We start from the raw sequence: 17,673 nt of genomic DNA on the forward strand, positions 1-17,673 counted from the left end.
GCGGCAGCGCCCCCGACCCCGTGCACGGGCCGTCGTCAGACGGCGCTGGCGCAGGACGAGGCGCAGGAGGCCGCGCACCCGTCACCGGTGCCGCACGCCTTGGGGAGCAGGTCGGCGCCGATCTCCGTGACGATGGTCAGGTCGACGTCGAACGGGTCGGCGGGCGCCTCGGGGGCGGCCGTCGCAGCGGACGCCCCGATGGTGGCCGTCATGATCGGGCTGAGCATGGTTGCGGTCATCGCACTTCCTCTTCTGTCGGAAGGTTCCGAACGGTTCGTCGTGCCGCCCGGCCTGCGTATGGATTGCCGCAGGGCCGGGTCTCTGGGTTCGCACCTTGGGTGCGGCCCCTCTCCGGTTGATCTGATTCCGTGGGGGACATGGATTCGGAGCATCCGGAGAGGGGGGTCGAGGACACGGGCCGGAGCTACCGGGACTGGCCCGCGTAGAGCGTGGTCAAGGTTGTGCCGGTCACCAGGACGGGCAGGAACAGCACCTGGAAGGTGCCGAAGCCGAACCGACCGACGTACGTAGCCGGATGCCGCAGCACCCATCCGACCTGGCTGAGCAGCCGCAGGAGCGGCCGTTGCCGTATCCGGGCCATCACGCCGCCGACCGCCGTGCGACCGTGGCGCCTGCGGCATCGACGACCGCCCACGGGGTCGTAATCAGCGCTCCGGTCCGAGCCTGCCAGGCAGCGAGGTTCGACTTGTCCTCCTCCAGATGCCCCAGCATCACGAGCAGAGGGGTGACGATCCCGGCCGCCTTCCCCTGCTCGACCGCGGCCAGAGCGTTGTGCCAGCCCTCGCACAGGGCGCGGCTTTCGAACGGTGCCGCCCGGTCGACGTACGTCTCGACCGCCTCCCAGCCGGCATCGGCGACGTACCGCCGTGCGCTGGCCACGCTGTGGTCGGCGGCCTCACCGAGTAACGCGGGCAGACAGGCGTACAACACCAGGCGCGTGCCCGGGGGCACCTCGTGTGGTGCGGTCTGCCTCGCACTGCCGCTCATTCCGCGTTACCTCCAGCCAGGTGAGCCGAGACGCCAAGGGTCCGGCGCCTCGACGAAGAGCCTCGTCGGGGGCAGTCGGCGGCGGTACGCCGTCAGCACGCCGTTTGTCCGCCGTCCGGCGGCGCGCGAGGAGGCGGAGCCGCGGCGTACCGTCGCGGCTCAGGCATAGCGAGGCTGATCGGTCCAGTGCCAAGCGGAAACGAGAAGCGGCGATGGACGCGGTGGACGAAGAGCGCCTCTGCAGGCGGACGCCAGTACGGCGTCATTGGGTGAAGCTGGCCGATTGCCCCGAGCCTTCGGGCCTCGCGCGCAGACACCTACGAGAGTTCCTCGAGGGGCGTGCCGCGCCGGAGCGGGTCGACGACGCCGTTCTGATCGCCTCGGAGCTCGTGGGCAACGCGCTCAGGCACACAGCCGGCGGACCGGACTGCATGGGTGTGGAGGTCTACCGGGACGTGGCGGTACTACGAGTCCATGACGCGGGACGGGATGTCTCCAGGGTCCGGGCACGCTCTGCGGAGGAGTCGGTGGATGAGTTGACGGGCAGTGGTCTCGGACTGCTGCTCGTCGGGGAGTTGGCCTCCGCGTGGTCCGTCCGGCCGACCGCGATCGGCAAGGAAGTGGTCGTGGTTCTCGCCTTGGGCGCCAGCGGGCTACCCGAGCGTGACGTTCCTCCGCACATCCCAGCGGTACGTCCGCCCCTCACGGCGGAGTTCCACCAACTGGACGGCGGACACGGAGAGTTCGACAGCCGGTAGAGCGCGAAGCCCTGAGACCGTCTCCACAACGGGCGCGGCGGGGCGTCGACGGTTGTTGTACGCGAGGCTCAGGTGCGGCCGGAAAGCCGCCGTCGGCTTCTTCGGGGCCAGACCGACGCTGCCCCCCGCCTTGGCCAGCGCGTGGTGCAGCCGGAGCAGGGGTTCCCAGGGGCCGAGGGACAGGCGGATGGCGCCTCGGGAGCCGGCCAGCGGCATGGCGCGTACGGAGAACGCGGAGGGCAGCAGCGCCTCGGCGTCCTGCGCCAGGCTGTCCAACTGGCGGGGGGTGACGACGCCGGGCGTTCCGACTCGGGCGAGGGTGATGTGCAGTCCGTCCGTCGGCACCGGGTCGAGGCCGAGGGGCGCCAGCTCCTCCTGGCACTGCCCGGCGAGAGCGGCGAGCCGCTGATCATCCGGGAAGGTCAGCATCCAGTAGTACGCACGGCTGCCGTCCGACCAGCCGGGGCGTGCCCAGTGGTCGGTCATCTCGTCGAGTGCGCTGAACGCCGCCCAGTCGTGGGCCGCGGTGACCGCCGGATCGTGCGTGTCGGCGGGAGGCTCGGTGGGGAACGCGGCGGGATCGGCGCTGAGCAGGGGCACCCGACGTACTCCTTCGGCTTCACACTGCCCCGGAGTACGACGACACCCACGGCGCCTACGACGCGGATGACGCCATGGCCAGGGCCGCTGGCTGCGAGCTCCAGGTCCGGAACTCATCGCCATAATCGCGTACCGCCGAGTGATCACGCCACGGCCCGGCCTGCTCATGCAGGTCACGGGAGCGTTGGTAGACGGAGCTGATCGGTGTGCCTCCGCACAGCCGCAGGGCCTCACGGCCCAGCGCCATCGCGTGGTCGATGTCGGGCGTGCGCTGTTGCAGCAGCGCGGTGGCGACGTCGAGGCGTATGAGCGAACGGCTCCAGGAGGACGTCGAGTGCTCCACCAGATCATCGATGTGCTCGGCGTCGCGCAGTACCTGAGCCGTGTTGCGCAGCGCCACGTGTGACGTGACGGCGTTGGCCAGCGTGCGGGCCCGTCCGTACGGCTCGAAGGAGATACAGGAGGTCAGCCCGACGGGCACCTCGTGGAGGTCGGAGAGGCGGAGTGCCTGTCCGATGGCTTGCTCGACGGCACGCCGGTCGCCGGTCTTGCCGAGGGCCCGGGCCCGGCCGTTGGCGAGAAGGCGGATGCACTGGGCGTGGCGCGGGGCTCGCTCGACGGCCGTGGCCGCGCAGGCGTCCGCCTCGTCGTACCGGCCGGCGTAGTAAAGGCTGAAGGAGAGCGTGCCGCACGCCCAGAGGTCGGTGTCCAGGTCGCCGATCTCACGGCTGAGATCCCGAGCCTCGGCGCAGTACGCCTCCGAGAGCGCGAAGTCGCCCGTGTTCACCGCCATGTAGCCGAGCAGGCCGGAGGCACGGGCGGCGATGCGGAAGAGCTCTCGGCGCGTGCGTGGGGGCTGGCGGCCGTCGAGGAGGGTGTGGGCAAGCTGCCGCACCTGGCGGGCCTGGGGACGGAGAACGTACGGCCCGTCCTCTTCGTACCGGCTGGCGATGCCCTCCAGCGAGGAGTCGAGGAAGGCGAGCGTCGCGTCGTCGGCGTTGCTGGCCGTGAGCTGCCGGGTCCGGGTGACGATGTCCAGTGGGTTCTCGTCGTCCTCGCGTGGCGGAGGTGCACCCGTCGCCTGCTGGCCTGTGCTCGACTCCTCGTCGCGCTCGTGCGCGGAGTCGCCGTCGCACGCCGTGGAGAACAGCTCGGACACGGGTCTGCCCAGCATGTGCTCCAGAACTCGGCAGGCGTCAGGACGGGGCAGAGTCAGCAACTCCCCGCCGTACCAGCGGTCGAACTGGCGTGGAGAGACCTGGAGGGATGCCAGGCGGGGGTCTCGGTCGAGCTCTGCCAACCGGGCGGCGGCCCGCTCGTACTGGGCGGCGAAAGCCTCGTGCGTCGTCAGGTGCCGTTGCTGGAGCAGCTGCCGGAGCAGCGTTGTCCGGGGCATGGCCCACCCTCCTGGTGCGACGTGCAGGACCGACGCGGAGGCGCGTGCCGGTAGCGAGGTCGTGGTCATGCTCGCCCATCGGTCGGCTGCGGTGTACGCCCATACGAACGCGCGACCGCGACTCCTGACAGCATGCCGACGCAACCACCAACTAGGCAATATGTCTGGTGAAGTTGACCCGTATGGGTTGTAGAGGCGTCACCGGTACGGAGAGACTTCCACCATGGCCTTGAAGAGAAGCCTGGTCCCGCAGTCGGTGTACCGGCGACAGCTCGCGGCACGGTTGAAGGAACTACGTGACGCGACCGGGCTCACCCTCACCGAGGTTGCCGACCAACTGGAGGTCAACCAGGGGTCGCTGAGCCGGATCGAGAACGGCGAACGCGGTACGACGCCGGTCCTCGTCCGGGCACTGCTGGACCTGTACGGCGTCAAAGACGAGGACGGGCGCGCCGACGTGCTCGACCTCGTGCGAGCGGACAAGGAGCAGCAGAAGCCCTGGTGGCGGAAGTACTCGACAGTGCTCACCCCGACCCGCTACGACGGGTATCTCGCGCTGGAGGCCGGCGCGACACACCTCGCCAGCTACCAGCCGATGCTCGTGCCAGGGCTGCTCCAGACCGAGGACTACGCGCGTGCCGTGATCTCCCAGATGAGGAAGGACCTGTCCCCGCCGCAGGTCGAGTCCCTGGTCAGGGTCCGCATGGAGCGGCAGAACAGCCGCTTGGGCGGTGAGACCCCCGCCAGACTCTGGGCGATCCTCGACGAAGCCGTGCTGCGCAGGACGGTCGGCTCCACAGAAGTCATGCACGACCAGCTGCGGAAACTGGCGGAGGCGAGCGAGCAGCCGAACGTCACCGTGCAGCTGCTGCCGTTCTCGCTCGGAGCGCATCCCGGCCTGTACGGCCCGTTCGTCATCCTGACCTTCCCCGCCCCCACGCCGAACCTGGTGTGGCTGGAGAACCCCAAGAACTCCGTGTATCTCGAATCCCCGGAGGACGTCGACAACTACACGGAGATCTTCGACCAGTTGAGGGACGCCGCCCTCGATCTGTCGGAGACCCGCACCCGCATCGCACGCATCAGCAAGGAGCTCGAAGAGTGAGCACGCCCAGCATGGCCGCCCCGCACGACGTCGATCTCGCGCACGCGCGGTGGCGGAAGAGCTCGTACAGCGGGGGTGCGAACGACTGCGTGGAAGTTGCTGCACTGGGCGACCGCGCCGCAGTGCGCGACTCCAAGGACATCAGCCGTGGGCCGTTACTCATCTCGAAGGCGGCGATGCGCGCGCTGGTCAGCGGGATCGCTAACGGGTCGATCATTGACCGTTGATGCCGAAAAGCGAGCTGGCGCGTGAGGAGGGAGCGGTGACACCCGTCGTGGTGGGCGCGGGTGTCCCGGTCTCACGACGGGCGTGGCCCTGTCGGAAGCCGGGTCCTTCGTGTAGCTGATGGCTGAGGGTGCAACGCCACCAGCGGACGACACGGCGAGTCTCGTGCCGTGCCCCGCACCGGCCCTTGAGTGAAAATCTTGGCGACGGTGTCCCCCGCGCCCTTATAGTCCGGGAATGATCGAAATACCGACCTTCGCAGCTTGGATGGAGGAGAACCGGGCCCAAGGCTTTCCCAACAAAGCAACTGCGTGGGCGGTCTACAACGACCGGATACATGAGGGCATGCAGGCCCTCTTCGAACATCCAGAGGTCGCAGCGAATCGTTACGAGGCTGCCGTGGCCGAGGCCGCGGCGACCACCTTTCTCGAATCCATCTTCGGCGCCGCCTGGGTGAAGGAGAAGTTCCCCCTCGCCGACAACCGGGAGGAGCTCGGCCCTTGGGTGCAGCAGGCCCGGCAGCGCCAGGAACTTGCTAGGAGGGTGTTCGAGTTTCAGGGCGAACCGTGGTTCGCCGACTTCCTCTCCTATACCAAGACGAACGACATCGCGTCGGCGATCTTCGAAGCAGACGTCCTCCAGACCCTCATGCGCATGCCAGCCGGCATCGCCAGAGTGACGGAGTCGGGAGTCAAGGGCCAGGACTTCGACATCCTCCTCAACTTGGCGTACATCGGTGACGTTCCTGTCGAGGTGAAGTACAAGCAGGACGACACGCCCTTCTCGGAGGCCACGGTCCGTAATACGGTCAAGGGCGCGGTTAAGCAACTGCCGCGGGGCCAAGTCGGGTGGTTGTTCATCCACGTCCCTACAGCCTGGGTGCGCCCCGGTCGCGCGGACGAATATCACGAGGCGCTCTACGAGGCACTGAGGCAGACGTCGCGGATCGGTGTCGTCTTCACCGCCATCGACAAGCCTTTCCACGATGAAGAGGCGGGAAAGATCCGCCACCGGAGATTCTGGGATCTTTACAAGGACGATGGCGCGTCGCAGGAATTGTGGGGTGCTGCCCTCCTACTACGGGATCTCCTGGACAAGCGCTGGGATTTCTTCGCTCCGCGTGCGCCGTTCTGATGTGCGCTGCCCGCGCCGTCTTCGCTTCTCGGTGGGGTGGCAGCCCCACGAGTCAGCGCCAGCCCGTCTCCGTTTGCTGCCGCTTCCACAGCCGCGCCACGGCCTCCTGCTGCTCGGTACCGAGCAGCAGGAGATCAGGTGAGCATCACGACCCGGAGCACGGCACCAGTTCGAACCCAGCAGCATCGTCGGAGCAGCAACAGCAGTGAGCCCACGCGAGGGCACAGGGAAGCCTTACGGCCGGAGGCGCCGGGCCCAGACCGGTTGATGTCGATCAACTCGCCGTCATCTGTCGGTGCCCCTGAGTAAAGTCCCGGAAGGGCATCTAGGGAGGGGCCACGTGTCGTTCGACAGCGATCAGTACGTATACATCATGGAGCGGCTCAAAGAGGCCGAGCTGGGGGATCTGGCGAGCCAGCTGGACCAGGAAGTCCGACAGGGGCGGGCTGTCCCGGAGGAAGAGCTCAAGCAGGAGCAGCAGAGCCAGTACGAAGCACGTGCCAGCCGGCTGGCGGAGACGAAACTTCAACGCCTCGGAGAGTCCGACGTAGCGGTGATCCCGTACACGGGCGACGAGAGCATCGAACTCATCCGTGGCGCCCTCCTGACGCTCGCTGAGACCATGTACGCGTCACGCAAAGCCTCACTAGACACAGCTGTGGCTCACGAGATGCATCGGACCATCGAGTTCGGCGATTCGGACCTGGAAACGCCCTCCTACATCGACCTTGAGCAGGAAACAGCGCAGGCGCGTGTCGCGCTCGAACTGGTAAGGGCGTTGTTGTCCGACGGGATCGACACGCACGCGGAGGCCATCCGATGAGCAGGGGAAGCCTGATCCAGGCCATCGAGAAGGCGATCGGTGTCCTGCAGCCCGTGTACCGCAACAGCGCAGACGAATCCGACCTCTACGAGGCGTCGCTTCTGGCACTGTGCCTCGAAGCCGCGAGCGCGGCCGGCGGGACCACAATGCTCACGCAGGACGGCACGACTCCAGCCACTGCACTGCGCTTTCGTAGGTCCCCGGGAAACCTATGGTCGGGCACCTTCACTTACATCCTGGTCAGCTTCCCCGGCACTCAGAAGCAGCTGGAGATCCACCTGGGCGTGTACGTCGTTGCCGCCACCTCGAAGGTCGCACACGAATGCGACGTCGCCGTCATCGATCACCACGAAGCCGAGCGGAGCCGACAGGCTGGGGTGCACCCACGGAGCGCCAAGCTCGTCGCGGCGATCGAAGCGAAGCACTACAGTTCCTCGCCTCCCCTTGGTATCGGCAGGGGGTTCCTCGGGCTGGCCCAGGAAATGGGTGCGAAGAAGTGCTCGCTCGTCTTCCCTTCGCAGAGTTCCACCAATCTGGGAGCCCTGATCGCTGGCCGCCCAAGCGAGTCGTACCCCGAGCTGCTACCGGGCACCGATGCAGCTAACCGGCTGCGCTCACAGCTTGACCAGGCCATCCGCAACTGGAAGAACAAGCGCTGACCCAAGAGGCACGTCCCGAAGCACACGCTGACCAGCCAGAGCGCCGTGCTCCGTGGTCTCAGTTCTGGTCTCATTCACCCACGTCCGGCTCGGTTCAGCGCCCTGTCCAAGACCCAGTCCGCTCCAGGTCAGGACGCTCCCGACCTTCCCCGGACCCCCAGACGAACATTTGGAAAGCGTGTTGGGGGCAACCCCTCACGAGTTCGAATCTCGTATCCTCCGCCAGTGCCTCACCGGGCACGATGTCGAAGGGCCCCACCGTTCGCGGTGGGGCCCTTCGTCGTTGTCCGTCTCAGCCCGTTTCCGGGAGCTCCCATAGGGCGTCGCCGACTTGCTGCGCGACTTTGCGGAGCATGGTCCCCGTCACGTGCATGTAGCGGGCGCGCATCCGGGCCGCACGGTGGGACGCACGAGCGGTGTCGATGGCCGGTTGGGCGGGTGGATCGGGGGCGGGTTGGACAGGCGGGTCGGGGTTCGTGAGCGAATCAAATAGGCGTGGCTGAGGACGGTGCGGGGTTGCTGGAGGCACCCGTGACAAGTGGCCGTTCGGCCCACCGACCGCCGTGGCTGACTCTCGGTGGCTCGGGTCACAACGGGGCTACTCGGTGCCTCTGAGGGTTTCGCTCCGAGAGGCGCGCGGGTTTCCGGTCCCCGTTTCTCGGGGCAGCAGTGCTGCCGCAGCCAGGCCACCGAGGCCGAGGGCGGCCAGGCTGATCATTGCGGTGGCGTAGGCGCCCTTGCTGAGACCGGCGACGAGGATGGTGCCGGCGATGGCTGTGCCGAAGGACGAGCCGAGGTTCGACACGCTTCGGGACAACCCCGAGATCTCTCCCTGCTGTTCCTCGGGGAAGCTGGACTGGACGACGTTGACGGAAGGGGTCAGCATGACGCCCAGGCCGAGGCCGATGAGCAGGAGGCCGGGGACGAAGGCCCACGCGGTGGCGAAGCTTCCGGCCAGGGTGATCAGGACGACCACTCCGGCGATGGAGAGGGTGAAGCCCGTCATGATGAGCGTTCGCTGAGGGTGTCGGCGGGCCAGGCGCTCGGCCGCCAGGGATGTGGCCAGCAGGCCCAGGGTGGCCGCCGTGAAGACGACCCCTGTCTGGACGGCGTCGTAGCCGCGCACGACTTGTAGGTAGGCCGCCACCGTGAACGACGTGCCCATGAGCAGTAGCCATTGGATGTTCTGGGTGACGAGTCCGAGGTTGGAGACGCGGTTGTCGAACAGGCGCAGCGACAGCAGCGGTTCCCGGCCGGATGCTTCTTTGGCGCGGGCGGAGCGGAAGAACCACCAGAGCACGAGTGCGCCGAGGACCAGCAGCACGATCATGAGCCAGACGTTGTTGTCGGCCGCCAGGATGCCCATGACGACGAGGACGAGACCGATGGCGGAGAGGGCCGCGCCGGCGGTGTCGAAGGAGCGGGTCGGATCGGGGGGCAGCGGGTCGTCGATGCGTCGGCTGAGGATGACGATCACCGCGATCACCAGGGCCTGGAACACGAAGGCCGCGCGCCAGCTGATGGCGGTGGTGATGAGTCCGCCTATCAGTGGCCCCGCGGCGGCTCCGATGCCGCCCAGTGCCATCACGACCCCGAACGCACGGGCACGGGAAGTGACGTCCGGGTAGAGGAGAGTGGTGAGGATGTAGACGGGTGGGATGAGCAGCGCGGTGCCTACCCCTTCGAGGATCGAGTTGCCGAGGATCAGCACGCCGAGTCCCGGGGCGGCCGCGCTCAGCAGGGCGCCGATGGCGTAGACGACGAGGCCGGTCAGGAAGCAGCGCTTGCGGCCGTAGCGGTCGGTCAGCTTGCCGCCGGGGATCATCAGCGCTGCCATCACCAGCAGGAAGACCGTGATCGCCACCTGGACGCCTTGGACGGTGGTGTCCAGGTCCTCGCTGATGTCGTTGATCATCACGTTCATGTTGGAGCCAGCGAAGCTGCAGATGAACTGGGCGAGGGCGAGGGCCGCGAGCGCGCGTCCATGTCCCGTGGGGCGCGCGGGCCTCGCCGTCTCATCCACCTGCATCGCCCCTGCCGGCGTCCTCGTCGGGCACCGTGAGGCCGTGAGTCGCCGGATGCCCGTGATTGTCGTGGCGCGGGCCGGTCTGTGCCTTCTCCAGCTCCTCGTCGAGCGCCATCGCCGCGGTGACGAGGGCGAGATGGGTGAACGCCTGAGGGAAGTTCCCCAGTTGCTCGCCTGAGGGGCCGATCTCCTCGGCGAAGAGGCCGACGTGGTTGGCATAGGTGAGCATCTTGTCGAAGGCGTGGCGGGCCTGGTTGAGCCTGCCGCTGCGCGCGAGTGCCTCGACGTAGAAGAAGCTGCACAGGTTGAAGGTGCCTTCGGAGCCGCGCAGACCGTCGGGGGACGCGTTCGGGTTGTAGCGGTAGACGAGGCTGTCGCTGACCAGTTCCTCGTCCATGGCGTCGAGGGTGCTGAGCCAGTCCGGATCGTGCGGTGAGACGAAGCCGACCCTTGGCATGAGCAGAAGCGAGGCGTCCAGGACATCGGTGTCGTAGTGCTGCACGAACGCCTGCCGCTTGTCGTGCCAGCCGTGTCCGACGATCTGTTGGAAGACCGCGTCCCGCGCGCCGGTCCAGCGGGCGATGTCGGCGGGACGGGAGAACCGGGTGGCCGCCCGGACTCCACGGTCGAACGCCACCCATGTCATCAGGCGGCTGTAGGTGAAATTCTGACGGCCGCCCCTGGTCTCCCAGATGCCTTCGTCGGGCTGGTCCCAGTGGTCAACGAGCCAGTCCAGGACGCCGCTCAGCGCCTTCCAGCCACGGATCGCGCCGATATCACCGCCGACGATCAGGGCGTCCGACGCCTCGCCGTAGATGTCGAGTTGGAGCTGATCGGCCGCCGCGTTGCCCGCCCGCACCGGACGGGATCCCAGGTAACCCTCCAGGTGGTCGAGGGTCTCCTCCGTCAGGTGGGGATCGCCGTCGACGCGGTACATGATCTGTAGGGGGTCCGCCGAGGTGCCGCCGCCGGCCTCGATGCGCTCGCGCAGCCAGCGGCGGAAGGCGTGCGCCTCCTCCTCGAAGCCCAGATCGATCAATGCTCTGACGGACAGGGACGCGTCACGGACCCACGTGTAGCGGTAGTCCCAGTTGCGCTCACCGCCGATCTGCTCGGGCAGCCCCATGGTGGCTGCGGCGATGGGTGCTCCGGTGGGGGCGTACGTGAGCAGCTTGAGCGTGATCGCCGAGCGATTGACGATGTCCTGCCAGCGGCCACGGTAGGTGCAGGAACGCAGCCATGACAGCCAGAACGTCCGGCACGTCTCGAGTGCGTCGGAGACCCGTGCCAGGGAGGGGTGAGGCGGGGCGGGGTCGCCGCTCGCCGTGCTGGTCAGCGCCACGGCAGCTGCCTGGCCGGCGGACAGGGTGAAGCGGGCGGTGATGTCGTTGCCGTCGGCGAGGAGCGTGACACCGGCGGTGGACTGAAGATGCAGGTCTGTTCCGGGTCCGCGGAAGAGCGCGGAGTGATCACCGGTCCGCGAGAGCGTGTGCGGGGCGCGGCCGTAGTCGAAGCGCGGCCGGCAGGTGAGGGCGAAGGGCACACTGCCCCGGACGACCCGGGCGACCCTCACTACGCGGTGCGTGTCCGTGGGGTCCGAGGAGTCGATCGGCACCATGAAGTCGGCAACCTCGCCGACTCCGTCAGGTGCCATGAAGCGTGTGATCAGGACGGCCGTGTCGGACAGGTACAGCTGCCGTACGGTCATGCCGTTGCCGTCCGGGTACTCCGCGGCGAGACGACAGTGCCCGCCGCGTTCGCTGTCCAGGAGCGAGGCGAAGACGCTGGGCGAGTCGAAGCGGGGCGTGCACCACCAGTCGAGGGTGCCGCCGGACGAGACCAAGGCGGCGGTCTGGAGATCGCCGACGATGCCGTGTTCCGCGATGGGCGGGTACCGGTTCACAAGATCTCCCTGCTCGGTCCGACGCACTGCGGCAGCTCGGCCAGGAACACGTCGGCGACCTGCCCACACCAAGCGTTCGCCCGCGCCACGACCGACGCTTCACCCACCACGGGTGAAACCCGTCTGCCTGCCGAAGTGCCGCGCATCGGTGGGGCTGATGCCACGGTCCTGGTCAGTGGCAGCCCACCCGCGACGACTCTCGCGACGCTCCGTGCCGCGGGCTACGCCCCGGTCGCCGAGACCGCCGGGGGAACGGTCCGCGTCGAAAGGCACCCGCCGCAGAGGGCCGCCGCTGCCGTCCCGCCCCCGCGCAGGAACGTCGGGCGGCGAAGTCCCAGGATCACCACGACCCGAGCCTCGGACATGCCGGACCTGTCGGACACGCCCACCGGCACCGGGATGGACGTTCCGGCCGACCGGCTGCTCAAGGCCCCGGCGACCCCACCGGAACCCGACCCGTTCGGCAGCGGCGTGCCTTTCGGGACGGACACCGAGGAGATCGTCGCCGGATACGCGAAGCACCTGTCGTACAGCGATGTCCGCCAGGTCGCCCATGCCATCGACACCGGTGCGGCCATCACGGTCGAGTACGTCGCCACCTCGGGCCGTCGGACCGTACGCACCCTCAGCGACCTGGAACTCGACCCGCCCTACCTCGGCGCCTGGTGCCACCTGCGTGAAGCGGAACGGGTCTTCACCCTCTCCCGCATCCATGGCGTGATGCCTGCGTAGGACTCCATGCAGCACCGTCCCGGGGCCTCAGCCTCCGCAAGCCGCCCTGATCTTGTAGAACGTGCTCAGGTATTTCGCGTGGTAGGACGCGCTGGTGATCCGTAGGACCGTTTCGTCGGCCGAGCGCAGGGACGAGCCGGTCAGGTTGGCGCTGCCGGTGTAGACGCGCGGTGTGATGTCGCCGTCGTAGGCACCGTCGATCAGCATTTCCTTGTTGTGCGGGCGGACGTCGATGCCGGGGCCGTTGGGGATCAGGCACTTGCGGTGCTGGATGCCGGCGGCGTCCAGGCGGGTGGTGATCGTGGAGTCGGTCTCGGCGTAGAGGATGTCGATCCAGCAGCCCTGGGCCTTCAGTTGGGCCAGTTTCTCGGCGACCTGGACGCGTGAGCCGAAGAAGCTGTGGGCCACGATGCGGACGTCGGTCTGGTGCCGTTTGCCGTCCGCGCCGGTGTAGGCGCAGCTGAGCTGGTTCAGCGCGCCGACGATCGTGTCGGTGGCCGGGTTGTAGTACGACGTGTCACCGCGCGGGAAGAAGAAGGCCCGGTAGGTCGAGCCGGAGGGTGTGGAGAAGTAGGCGTGGTTGTTGCCGCGGGCGAGCGAGCGTCCCTGACGGAGCATCTCGTGGTACGTGACGTAGCCGTTGTACACCGCGCTGTCGGCGAAGGTGACGGAGTCGTTGAAGGACTCGACCTTGTACCAGTCGCCGAGGTTCGAGGAGGTCTGGAAGACGACCTTCGAGTAGCTGGTGCCGTCGTCGAAGGGGCCGATCTTCGAGAAGACGAAGAACTTGTTGTGGGCGTACGCCGGTCCGGGAGGGGCGACGGCCAGGCAGCCGCGGCTGACGTCGTCCACGCCGTCGGCGTCCTCGAACTTGTCGTCGCAGACGGCGATCCAGGAGCGGGCGGCGTCATTGGTGCCGAGCCCGGCCCTGAGAGCCTGGAAGGACGGGTTGGCGTATTCGGCGCCGTTTCCTCCCACATAGCTCGAATCGTCGACGACGAGTCTGACGTCGACGCCGCGCGCGTTGGCGGCGAGCAGGGCGCTCGCGACCTCCTGGTCGTTGAACTCGTACATCGAGCCGCGGATCTGCGCCCCGGCGGGCGTGGCGTCGATCAGCTGGACGAGCTGGGTGAAGATCGCCTTCTGCTGCGCCGGTGTGCCCAGCGGATCGTTGAACACGGGTCCGTTGATCACCGGCTTCACCGGTGCGGCGGCCGCCGGTGCCGCGCTGCCGAGAAGGAGCGCCGCCACCAAGGACAGGACGGCGGCCGCGACGGACGGCAGGGTACGGAGACACCGGACCGCACGGGGGCCCGGAGTCGAACTCGAACTGGTCATCGTCAGCGCTTTCCCTGGTGCGTGGAGCGAGCCTGCGGAGGCAGGTCGCGGAAGCGGTGAGAGCACTGTGCCCAGAAGAGCCGAAAAGTCACCCTGTGTTACGCAAATCGGGTTATCCGGTGCACCTTATGGGTGACGCCGTGGGGCACGGTGTCATGGGTGCACAGTGGAGGCATGAGCGAAAGCGACAGCGACATTCTGGCCCGGGGGCGGGTGGCGACCCGGCTTCCGGCGCAGGACCTGGAGCGGGCGCGGCGCTTCTACTCCGAGAAGCTGGGTCTGCAACCCGTGGACGAACGGCCCGGCGGGCTGCTGTACCGCTGCGGGGACACGGAGTTCGTCCTGTTCGAGTCGACGGGAGCCTCGTCCGGCGCCTTCACGCAGATGGGGTGGACGGTCGACGACCTGGAGACGCTGGTGGCGCAGCTCAAGCAGCGCGGCGTGGTGTTCGAGGACGTCGACGCCCCCGGGCTCCGCACCCGGGACGGCATCGCCGAGGTCGAGGGGAACTACCCGAGCAAGGGCGCCCGGGGTGAGCGCGGTGCCTGGTTCAGGGACAGCGAGGGAAACCTGCTGGGCGTCGGCGAGCCGGTCCACTGACCGGCCCGGCCGGCCGCACGCCCGGCAGGACCTGCTTCACTCGCCGCGCGGCTCTCGTACCACCGCGACCTCGCCCGCCGGGACCTTCACCGATCCGGCGAGCGGCTTCCGGGTGAGGAGTTCGACCGCCTCCGGCGCCACGGTGACCTCCGCGTCCCGTCCGCCGTGGTTGATCAGGAAGAGGTAGTCGGCCTCCGTGCCCCGCCGTACCGCGACCTCCACTCCCTCGGGAGCGGTGCGCGCGGCCGCGACTCCCGCCTCGCCGCGGATCCGGTCGAGGAGTCCGGCGAGGGTGTCCGGGTCCGGCTGCGTGGCCAGGTACCAAGTGGTGCCCGTGCCGTGCGAGTTGCGCGTCACCGCGGGCACACCGGTGAGCGGACCTTCCGCGTACGAGGTGACCGCCTCCGCGCCCTCCAGGCGCACCCGCTCCGACCACAGGGCCGCCGTACCGCCCTCGCTCAGCCGCAGCGACTCCCCGGGCAGCAGCGGGAAGAGCTCGTCGGTCCGCACGCCCAGGGCCTCCCGGAAGGCGCCCGGGTAACCGCCCAGCCGTACATGGCAGTTCGCGTCGACCATTCCGCTGTGGAAGCCGACCGCAAGGGTGCCGCCGCGTTCGGCGAAGGCCGTGAGGTTGGCCGCGCCCTCGTCGTCGGTCAGGTAGAGGGTGGGGGCCAGGACCAGGCGGTAGGGCGACAGGTCCGCGTCCGGGCGTACGAAGTCCACCGCGACGCCTGCCCGCCACAGGGGCTCGTACCAGGCCATGACCAGGTCCAGGTAGCGCAGCTCGCCGCTCGGCTGCGAGGGCAGCTCCAGGGCCCACCGGGCGTCCCAGTCCCAGACCACCGCCACCTCGGCCGGTGTCGTGCTGCCGCGTACCTCGGCCAACGCCCGCAGATCCGCGCCCAGTCGGACCACGTCCCGCCAGATCTGGCTGTCGGTGCCGGCGTGCGGGAGCATCGCCGAGTGCCACTGCTCGGCGCCCGCCTTCGCCGCCCGCCACTGGAAGTAGGCGATGCCGTCGGCGCCGCGCGCCACATGGCCGAGGGCGTTGCGGCGCAGCTCCCCCGCCGTCTTGGCTCGGTTGACCGGCTGCCAGTTGACCGCGCCGGTGGAGTGTTCCATCAGCAGCCAGGGGCCGCCCGCCAGGGAGCGCACCAGGTCGCCGCTGAGCGCGATGTCGATCTGCGACTCGGGGTCGGTGGACCGGAGGTAGTGGTCGTTGGAGACGATGTCCAGCTGCGGGGCCCAACGCCAGTAGTCGAGGGCGTCGAAGTTGTGCATCACCATGAAGTTGGTGGTGGCCGGGATGTCCTTGCCCGCCGGGTCCGACTCGCGCAGGACGTCGCGTTCCGCCTCGTACAGGGACAGCAGTTCGTCGCTGCAGAAGCGGCGCCAGTCGAGCCGGTGGGTGGGGTTGGGGACCGCGCCCGTCGCGCGCGGGGGCAGGATCTGGTCCCAGTCGTAGTACCACTGGCTCCAGAAGGTGGTGCCCCAGGCGTGGTTGAGGGCTTCCAGGCTCGTGTACCTGTCCTGGAGCCAGCCGCGGAAGGCCTTCGCGCTGGTGTCGCAGTAGCACTCCGCGTTGTGGCAGCCGTACTCGTTGTGGATGTGCCACATCACGACCGCGGGGTGATCGGCGTAGCGCCTGGCCAGTTCGCCGACGATCCGCAGCGCCGCCTCCCGGTAGGCGGGGCTGCTCGGGCAGAACGTCTGGCGGCTGCCGTACGACAGCCGGCGGCCGTCCTCGTCCACCGGCAGCGCTTCCGGGTGCTTCACGAAGAACCAGGCCGGCGGGGCCGCCGTCGGGGTCGCCAGGTCGGCGGCGATGCCGTGGGCGTGCAGCAGGTCGAGGATGCGGTCGAGGCGCGAGAAGTCGTACGTGCCCTCGGAGGGTTCCAGCAGCGCCCAGGCGAAGATGTTGACGCTGACCATGGTGACCCCGGCCTCGGCCATGAGGCGCATGTCCTCGGCCCAGACCGCCTCGGGCCACTGCTCGGGGTTGTAGTCGCCTCCGTAGGCGATGCCCGGCACGTTCAGGGAGCGGGTCATCGGCCCGCTCCCGAGAGCAGGCGGCGGGTGGTCCGCACGCCCCACTCGTCCAGCGACAGCAGGCGGTCGCTGGACGCCATCAGGCCGCCGGTCGCCTCGACGTGTGCCGCCCAGCGCTCGCGGGTCTCCACGGCCGGGCGGGCCATCAGGCAGTCGGGGTCGTTGACCCAGAGGCGGCCGTGCTGCCACTGGCGGCCGACGCCGGTGAACTCGGCCGGATCCTGGCCGGGTTGGCTGTGGTCGTCGGCCTCGGGACGGCGGTGCGGGGCCGTGTCGGGGCTCACCCGCATCGCGTCGAACAGGCCGATCGAGGGCAGGATCGGGGCGCCGCAGCCCAGCAGGTACGCGTCCGGGCCGATCGCCTCGCGGATCAGCTCGATGCCCTCGCGGTACGCGGTGAGGGCGTCGACTGCCTTGTGCCGTACGCCTTCCAGCGCGCCCGCGTACAGGAAGTCGACCTTGAAGTAGTCGTAGCCCTCGGTGCGGAGGGTGCGGAAGACCTCGGTCAGACACGCCGCCGCCTCGGGGTGCGTGGTGTCCAGGACGCGCAGGTCGTGGCCCCAGTTGCGGCCGGCGTGGGTGAAGCCGCCGTCGGGGTCGTGGACCAGCCAGTCGGGGTGCTCGGTGGCCAGGTCGCTCGCCGGGTCGACGAGGAAGGGGGCCGTCCAGATGCCGGCCCTGCGACCGCGGGCGCGGATGGCGTCCGCGATGCCCTCGCGGGAGCGGAAGCGGCCGGAGAGGGTGAGCCAGTCGCCGAGGGCCTTCTGGTAGCCGTCGTCGATCTGGACCACGTCGATGGGCAGGTCGAGGGTGTCCATCGCACGGAGGTTCTCGTGGACGTCGTCCTCGGTGACGTTCGTGAAGTACTCGTACCAGGAGCACCAGACGGTGGGTGCCGGGCGCGGGGGCGCGACGTCGAGGCTCTCGGCCCAACTCGCCAGCAGGGACTGGATGTCCGTGCCGGTCCACTCCTTCACCGAACCGTCGGCGCTGACCTCCGCCCGGCCGTCCTCGACGGTCAGCCGGACGGACGGGACCTCACTGGCGGGATCGACGGCGGCCCACAGGCGGACCGGTGAGCCGTCGCCCGGGTCGAGCGCCAGCAGCCCCTCGCCCTGGAACGTGCCTTCGGGGACGGTGACGCCCGGGCGGTAACAGACCGTCGCCCAGTTGTCGTTGGTCGGGCGGTACGGCTTGTCACCGAGGAGGTAGGCGCCGCTGGGGCTCCAGGACTGCCAGCCCTCCTCGTGGACGCGGGCGGTGCGCACGTCCACGGGCACGGAGGCGACGGGCGTGAAGGGGTGGGGCACTGTCGTT

The 17,673-nt window shown here is 68.9% G+C and carries 17 protein-coding genes and 1 pseudogene; 8 read left to right on the plus strand and 10 right to left on the minus strand.

Annotated elements, in window-relative coordinates; all coding sequences use genetic code 11:
* Positions 1-35: 35 nt before the first annotated feature.
* From fxlA to ACYUED_RS20960, 3 genes are all read right to left on the minus strand, one after another.
* Positions 36-239, minus strand: a complete 204-nt coding sequence (fxlA, locus tag ACYUED_RS20950; RefSeq protein ID WP_218514031.1) for an FxLD family lanthipeptide — start codon at positions 237-239, stop codon at positions 36-38.
* Between the two features lie 185 nt (positions 240-424).
* On the minus strand, positions 425-604 hold the full coding sequence (locus ACYUED_RS20955; RefSeq protein WP_334457557.1) for a hypothetical protein: 180 nt from the start codon (positions 602-604) through the stop codon (positions 425-427).
* Positions 601-1,008 carry a hypothetical protein gene (locus ACYUED_RS20960; protein WP_491293798.1) on the minus strand — a complete coding sequence of 136 codons (408 nt, stop codon included), beginning with the start codon at positions 1,006-1,008 and terminating at the stop codon, positions 601-603. The genes ACYUED_RS20955 and ACYUED_RS20960 overlap by 4 nt, the downstream gene beginning before the upstream one ends.
* A gap of 212 nt (positions 1,009-1,220) precedes the next feature.
* On the opposite strand from ACYUED_RS20960, the gene ACYUED_RS20965 reads away from it, so the two are divergent.
* Positions 1,221-1,766 carry an ATP-binding protein gene (locus ACYUED_RS20965; RefSeq protein ID WP_491293799.1) on the plus strand — a complete coding sequence of 182 codons (546 nt, stop codon included), beginning with the start codon at positions 1,221-1,223 and terminating at the stop codon, positions 1,764-1,766.
* Here the strand turns inward: ACYUED_RS20965 and ACYUED_RS20970 are convergent.
* Both ACYUED_RS20970 and ACYUED_RS20975 read right to left on the minus strand, forming a co-directional pair.
* Positions 1,662-2,366: a 2'-5' RNA ligase family protein gene (locus ACYUED_RS20970; RefSeq protein ID WP_491293800.1), complete on the minus strand. Its 705-nt coding sequence runs from the start codon at positions 2,364-2,366 to the stop codon at positions 1,662-1,664. The two genes, ACYUED_RS20965 and ACYUED_RS20970, sit on opposite strands and share 105 nt — an antisense overlap.
* A 55-nt stretch (positions 2,367-2,421) precedes the next feature.
* A complete protein-coding gene (locus ACYUED_RS20975; RefSeq protein ID WP_491293801.1) occupies positions 2,422-3,762 on the minus strand; it encodes a tetratricopeptide repeat protein in 1,341 nt (446 codons plus the stop codon).
* 223 nt (positions 3,763-3,985) lie between these two features.
* Here ACYUED_RS20975 and ACYUED_RS20980 point away from each other — a divergent pair, with 223 nt between their 5' ends.
* The 5 genes from ACYUED_RS20980 (at position 3,986) to ACYUED_RS21000 (ending at position 7,708) form a co-directional block, all read left to right on the plus strand.
* Positions 3,986-4,867, plus strand: a complete 882-nt coding sequence (locus ACYUED_RS20980) for a helix-turn-helix domain-containing protein (RefSeq protein WP_491293802.1) — start codon at positions 3,986-3,988, stop codon at positions 4,865-4,867.
* A complete protein-coding gene (locus ACYUED_RS20985) occupies positions 4,864-5,094 on the plus strand; it encodes a DUF397 domain-containing protein (protein WP_416222749.1) in 231 nt (76 codons plus the stop codon). Before ACYUED_RS20980 ends, ACYUED_RS20985 begins: the two co-directional genes overlap by 4 nt.
* A gap of 235 nt (positions 5,095-5,329) precedes the next feature.
* Positions 5,330-6,226 carry a hypothetical protein gene (locus tag ACYUED_RS20990; RefSeq protein WP_491293803.1) on the plus strand — a complete coding sequence of 299 codons (897 nt, stop codon included), beginning with the start codon at positions 5,330-5,332 and terminating at the stop codon, positions 6,224-6,226.
* Positions 6,227-6,566: 340 nt separating this feature from the next.
* The gene (locus tag ACYUED_RS20995) at positions 6,567-7,049 is read left to right on the plus strand and encodes a hypothetical protein (RefSeq protein ID WP_491293804.1); all 483 of its coding nucleotides are present in this window, start codon (positions 6,567-6,569) and stop codon (positions 7,047-7,049) included.
* Positions 7,046-7,708, plus strand: a complete 663-nt coding sequence (locus ACYUED_RS21000; RefSeq protein WP_491293805.1) for a hypothetical protein — start codon at positions 7,046-7,048, stop codon at positions 7,706-7,708. Before ACYUED_RS20995 ends, ACYUED_RS21000 begins: the two co-directional genes overlap by 4 nt.
* 598 nt (positions 7,709-8,306) lie before the next feature.
* Here ACYUED_RS21000 and ACYUED_RS21005 read toward each other — a convergent pair.
* Entirely contained in the window at positions 8,307-9,731 is a 1,425-nt protein-coding gene (locus ACYUED_RS21005; protein ID WP_491293806.1) for an MFS transporter, read from the minus strand.
* Entirely contained in the window at positions 9,724-11,637 is a 1,914-nt protein-coding gene (locus ACYUED_RS21010) for a glycoside hydrolase family 15 protein (RefSeq protein WP_491293807.1), read from the minus strand. Before ACYUED_RS21010 ends, ACYUED_RS21005 begins: the two co-directional genes overlap by 8 nt.
* A gap of 162 nt (positions 11,638-11,799) precedes the next feature.
* Here ACYUED_RS21010 and ACYUED_RS21015 point away from each other — a divergent pair.
* Positions 11,800-12,369 (plus strand): annotated as a pseudogene (locus tag ACYUED_RS21015) (WYL domain-containing protein); the annotation flags it as partial.
* Between the two features lie 27 nt (positions 12,370-12,396).
* Here ACYUED_RS21015 and ACYUED_RS21020 read toward each other — a convergent pair.
* On the minus strand, positions 12,397-13,707 hold the full coding sequence (locus tag ACYUED_RS21020; protein ID WP_491293808.1) for a phospholipase D-like domain-containing protein: 1,311 nt from the start codon (positions 13,705-13,707) through the stop codon (positions 12,397-12,399).
* Positions 13,708-13,881: 174 nt separating this feature from the next.
* On the opposite strand from ACYUED_RS21020, the gene ACYUED_RS21025 reads away from it, so the two are divergent.
* A complete protein-coding gene (locus ACYUED_RS21025) occupies positions 13,882-14,307 on the plus strand; it encodes a VOC family protein (protein WP_491293809.1) in 426 nt (141 codons plus the stop codon).
* Between the two features lie 36 nt (positions 14,308-14,343).
* Here the strand turns inward: ACYUED_RS21025 and ACYUED_RS21030 are convergent, their stop codons facing one another.
* Both ACYUED_RS21030 and ACYUED_RS21035 read right to left on the minus strand, forming a co-directional pair.
* Positions 14,344-16,356, minus strand: a complete 2,013-nt coding sequence (locus ACYUED_RS21030; RefSeq protein WP_491293810.1) for a beta-galactosidase — start codon at positions 16,354-16,356, stop codon at positions 14,344-14,346.
* Positions 16,353-17,666, minus strand: a complete 1,314-nt coding sequence (locus ACYUED_RS21035) for a glycoside hydrolase family 36 protein (protein ID WP_491293811.1) — start codon at positions 17,664-17,666, stop codon at positions 16,353-16,355. Before ACYUED_RS21035 ends, ACYUED_RS21030 begins: the two co-directional genes overlap by 4 nt.
* Positions 17,667-17,673: the final 7 nt, after the last annotated feature.

It is taken from the genome of Streptomyces sp. DF42, from assembly GCF_058267695.1.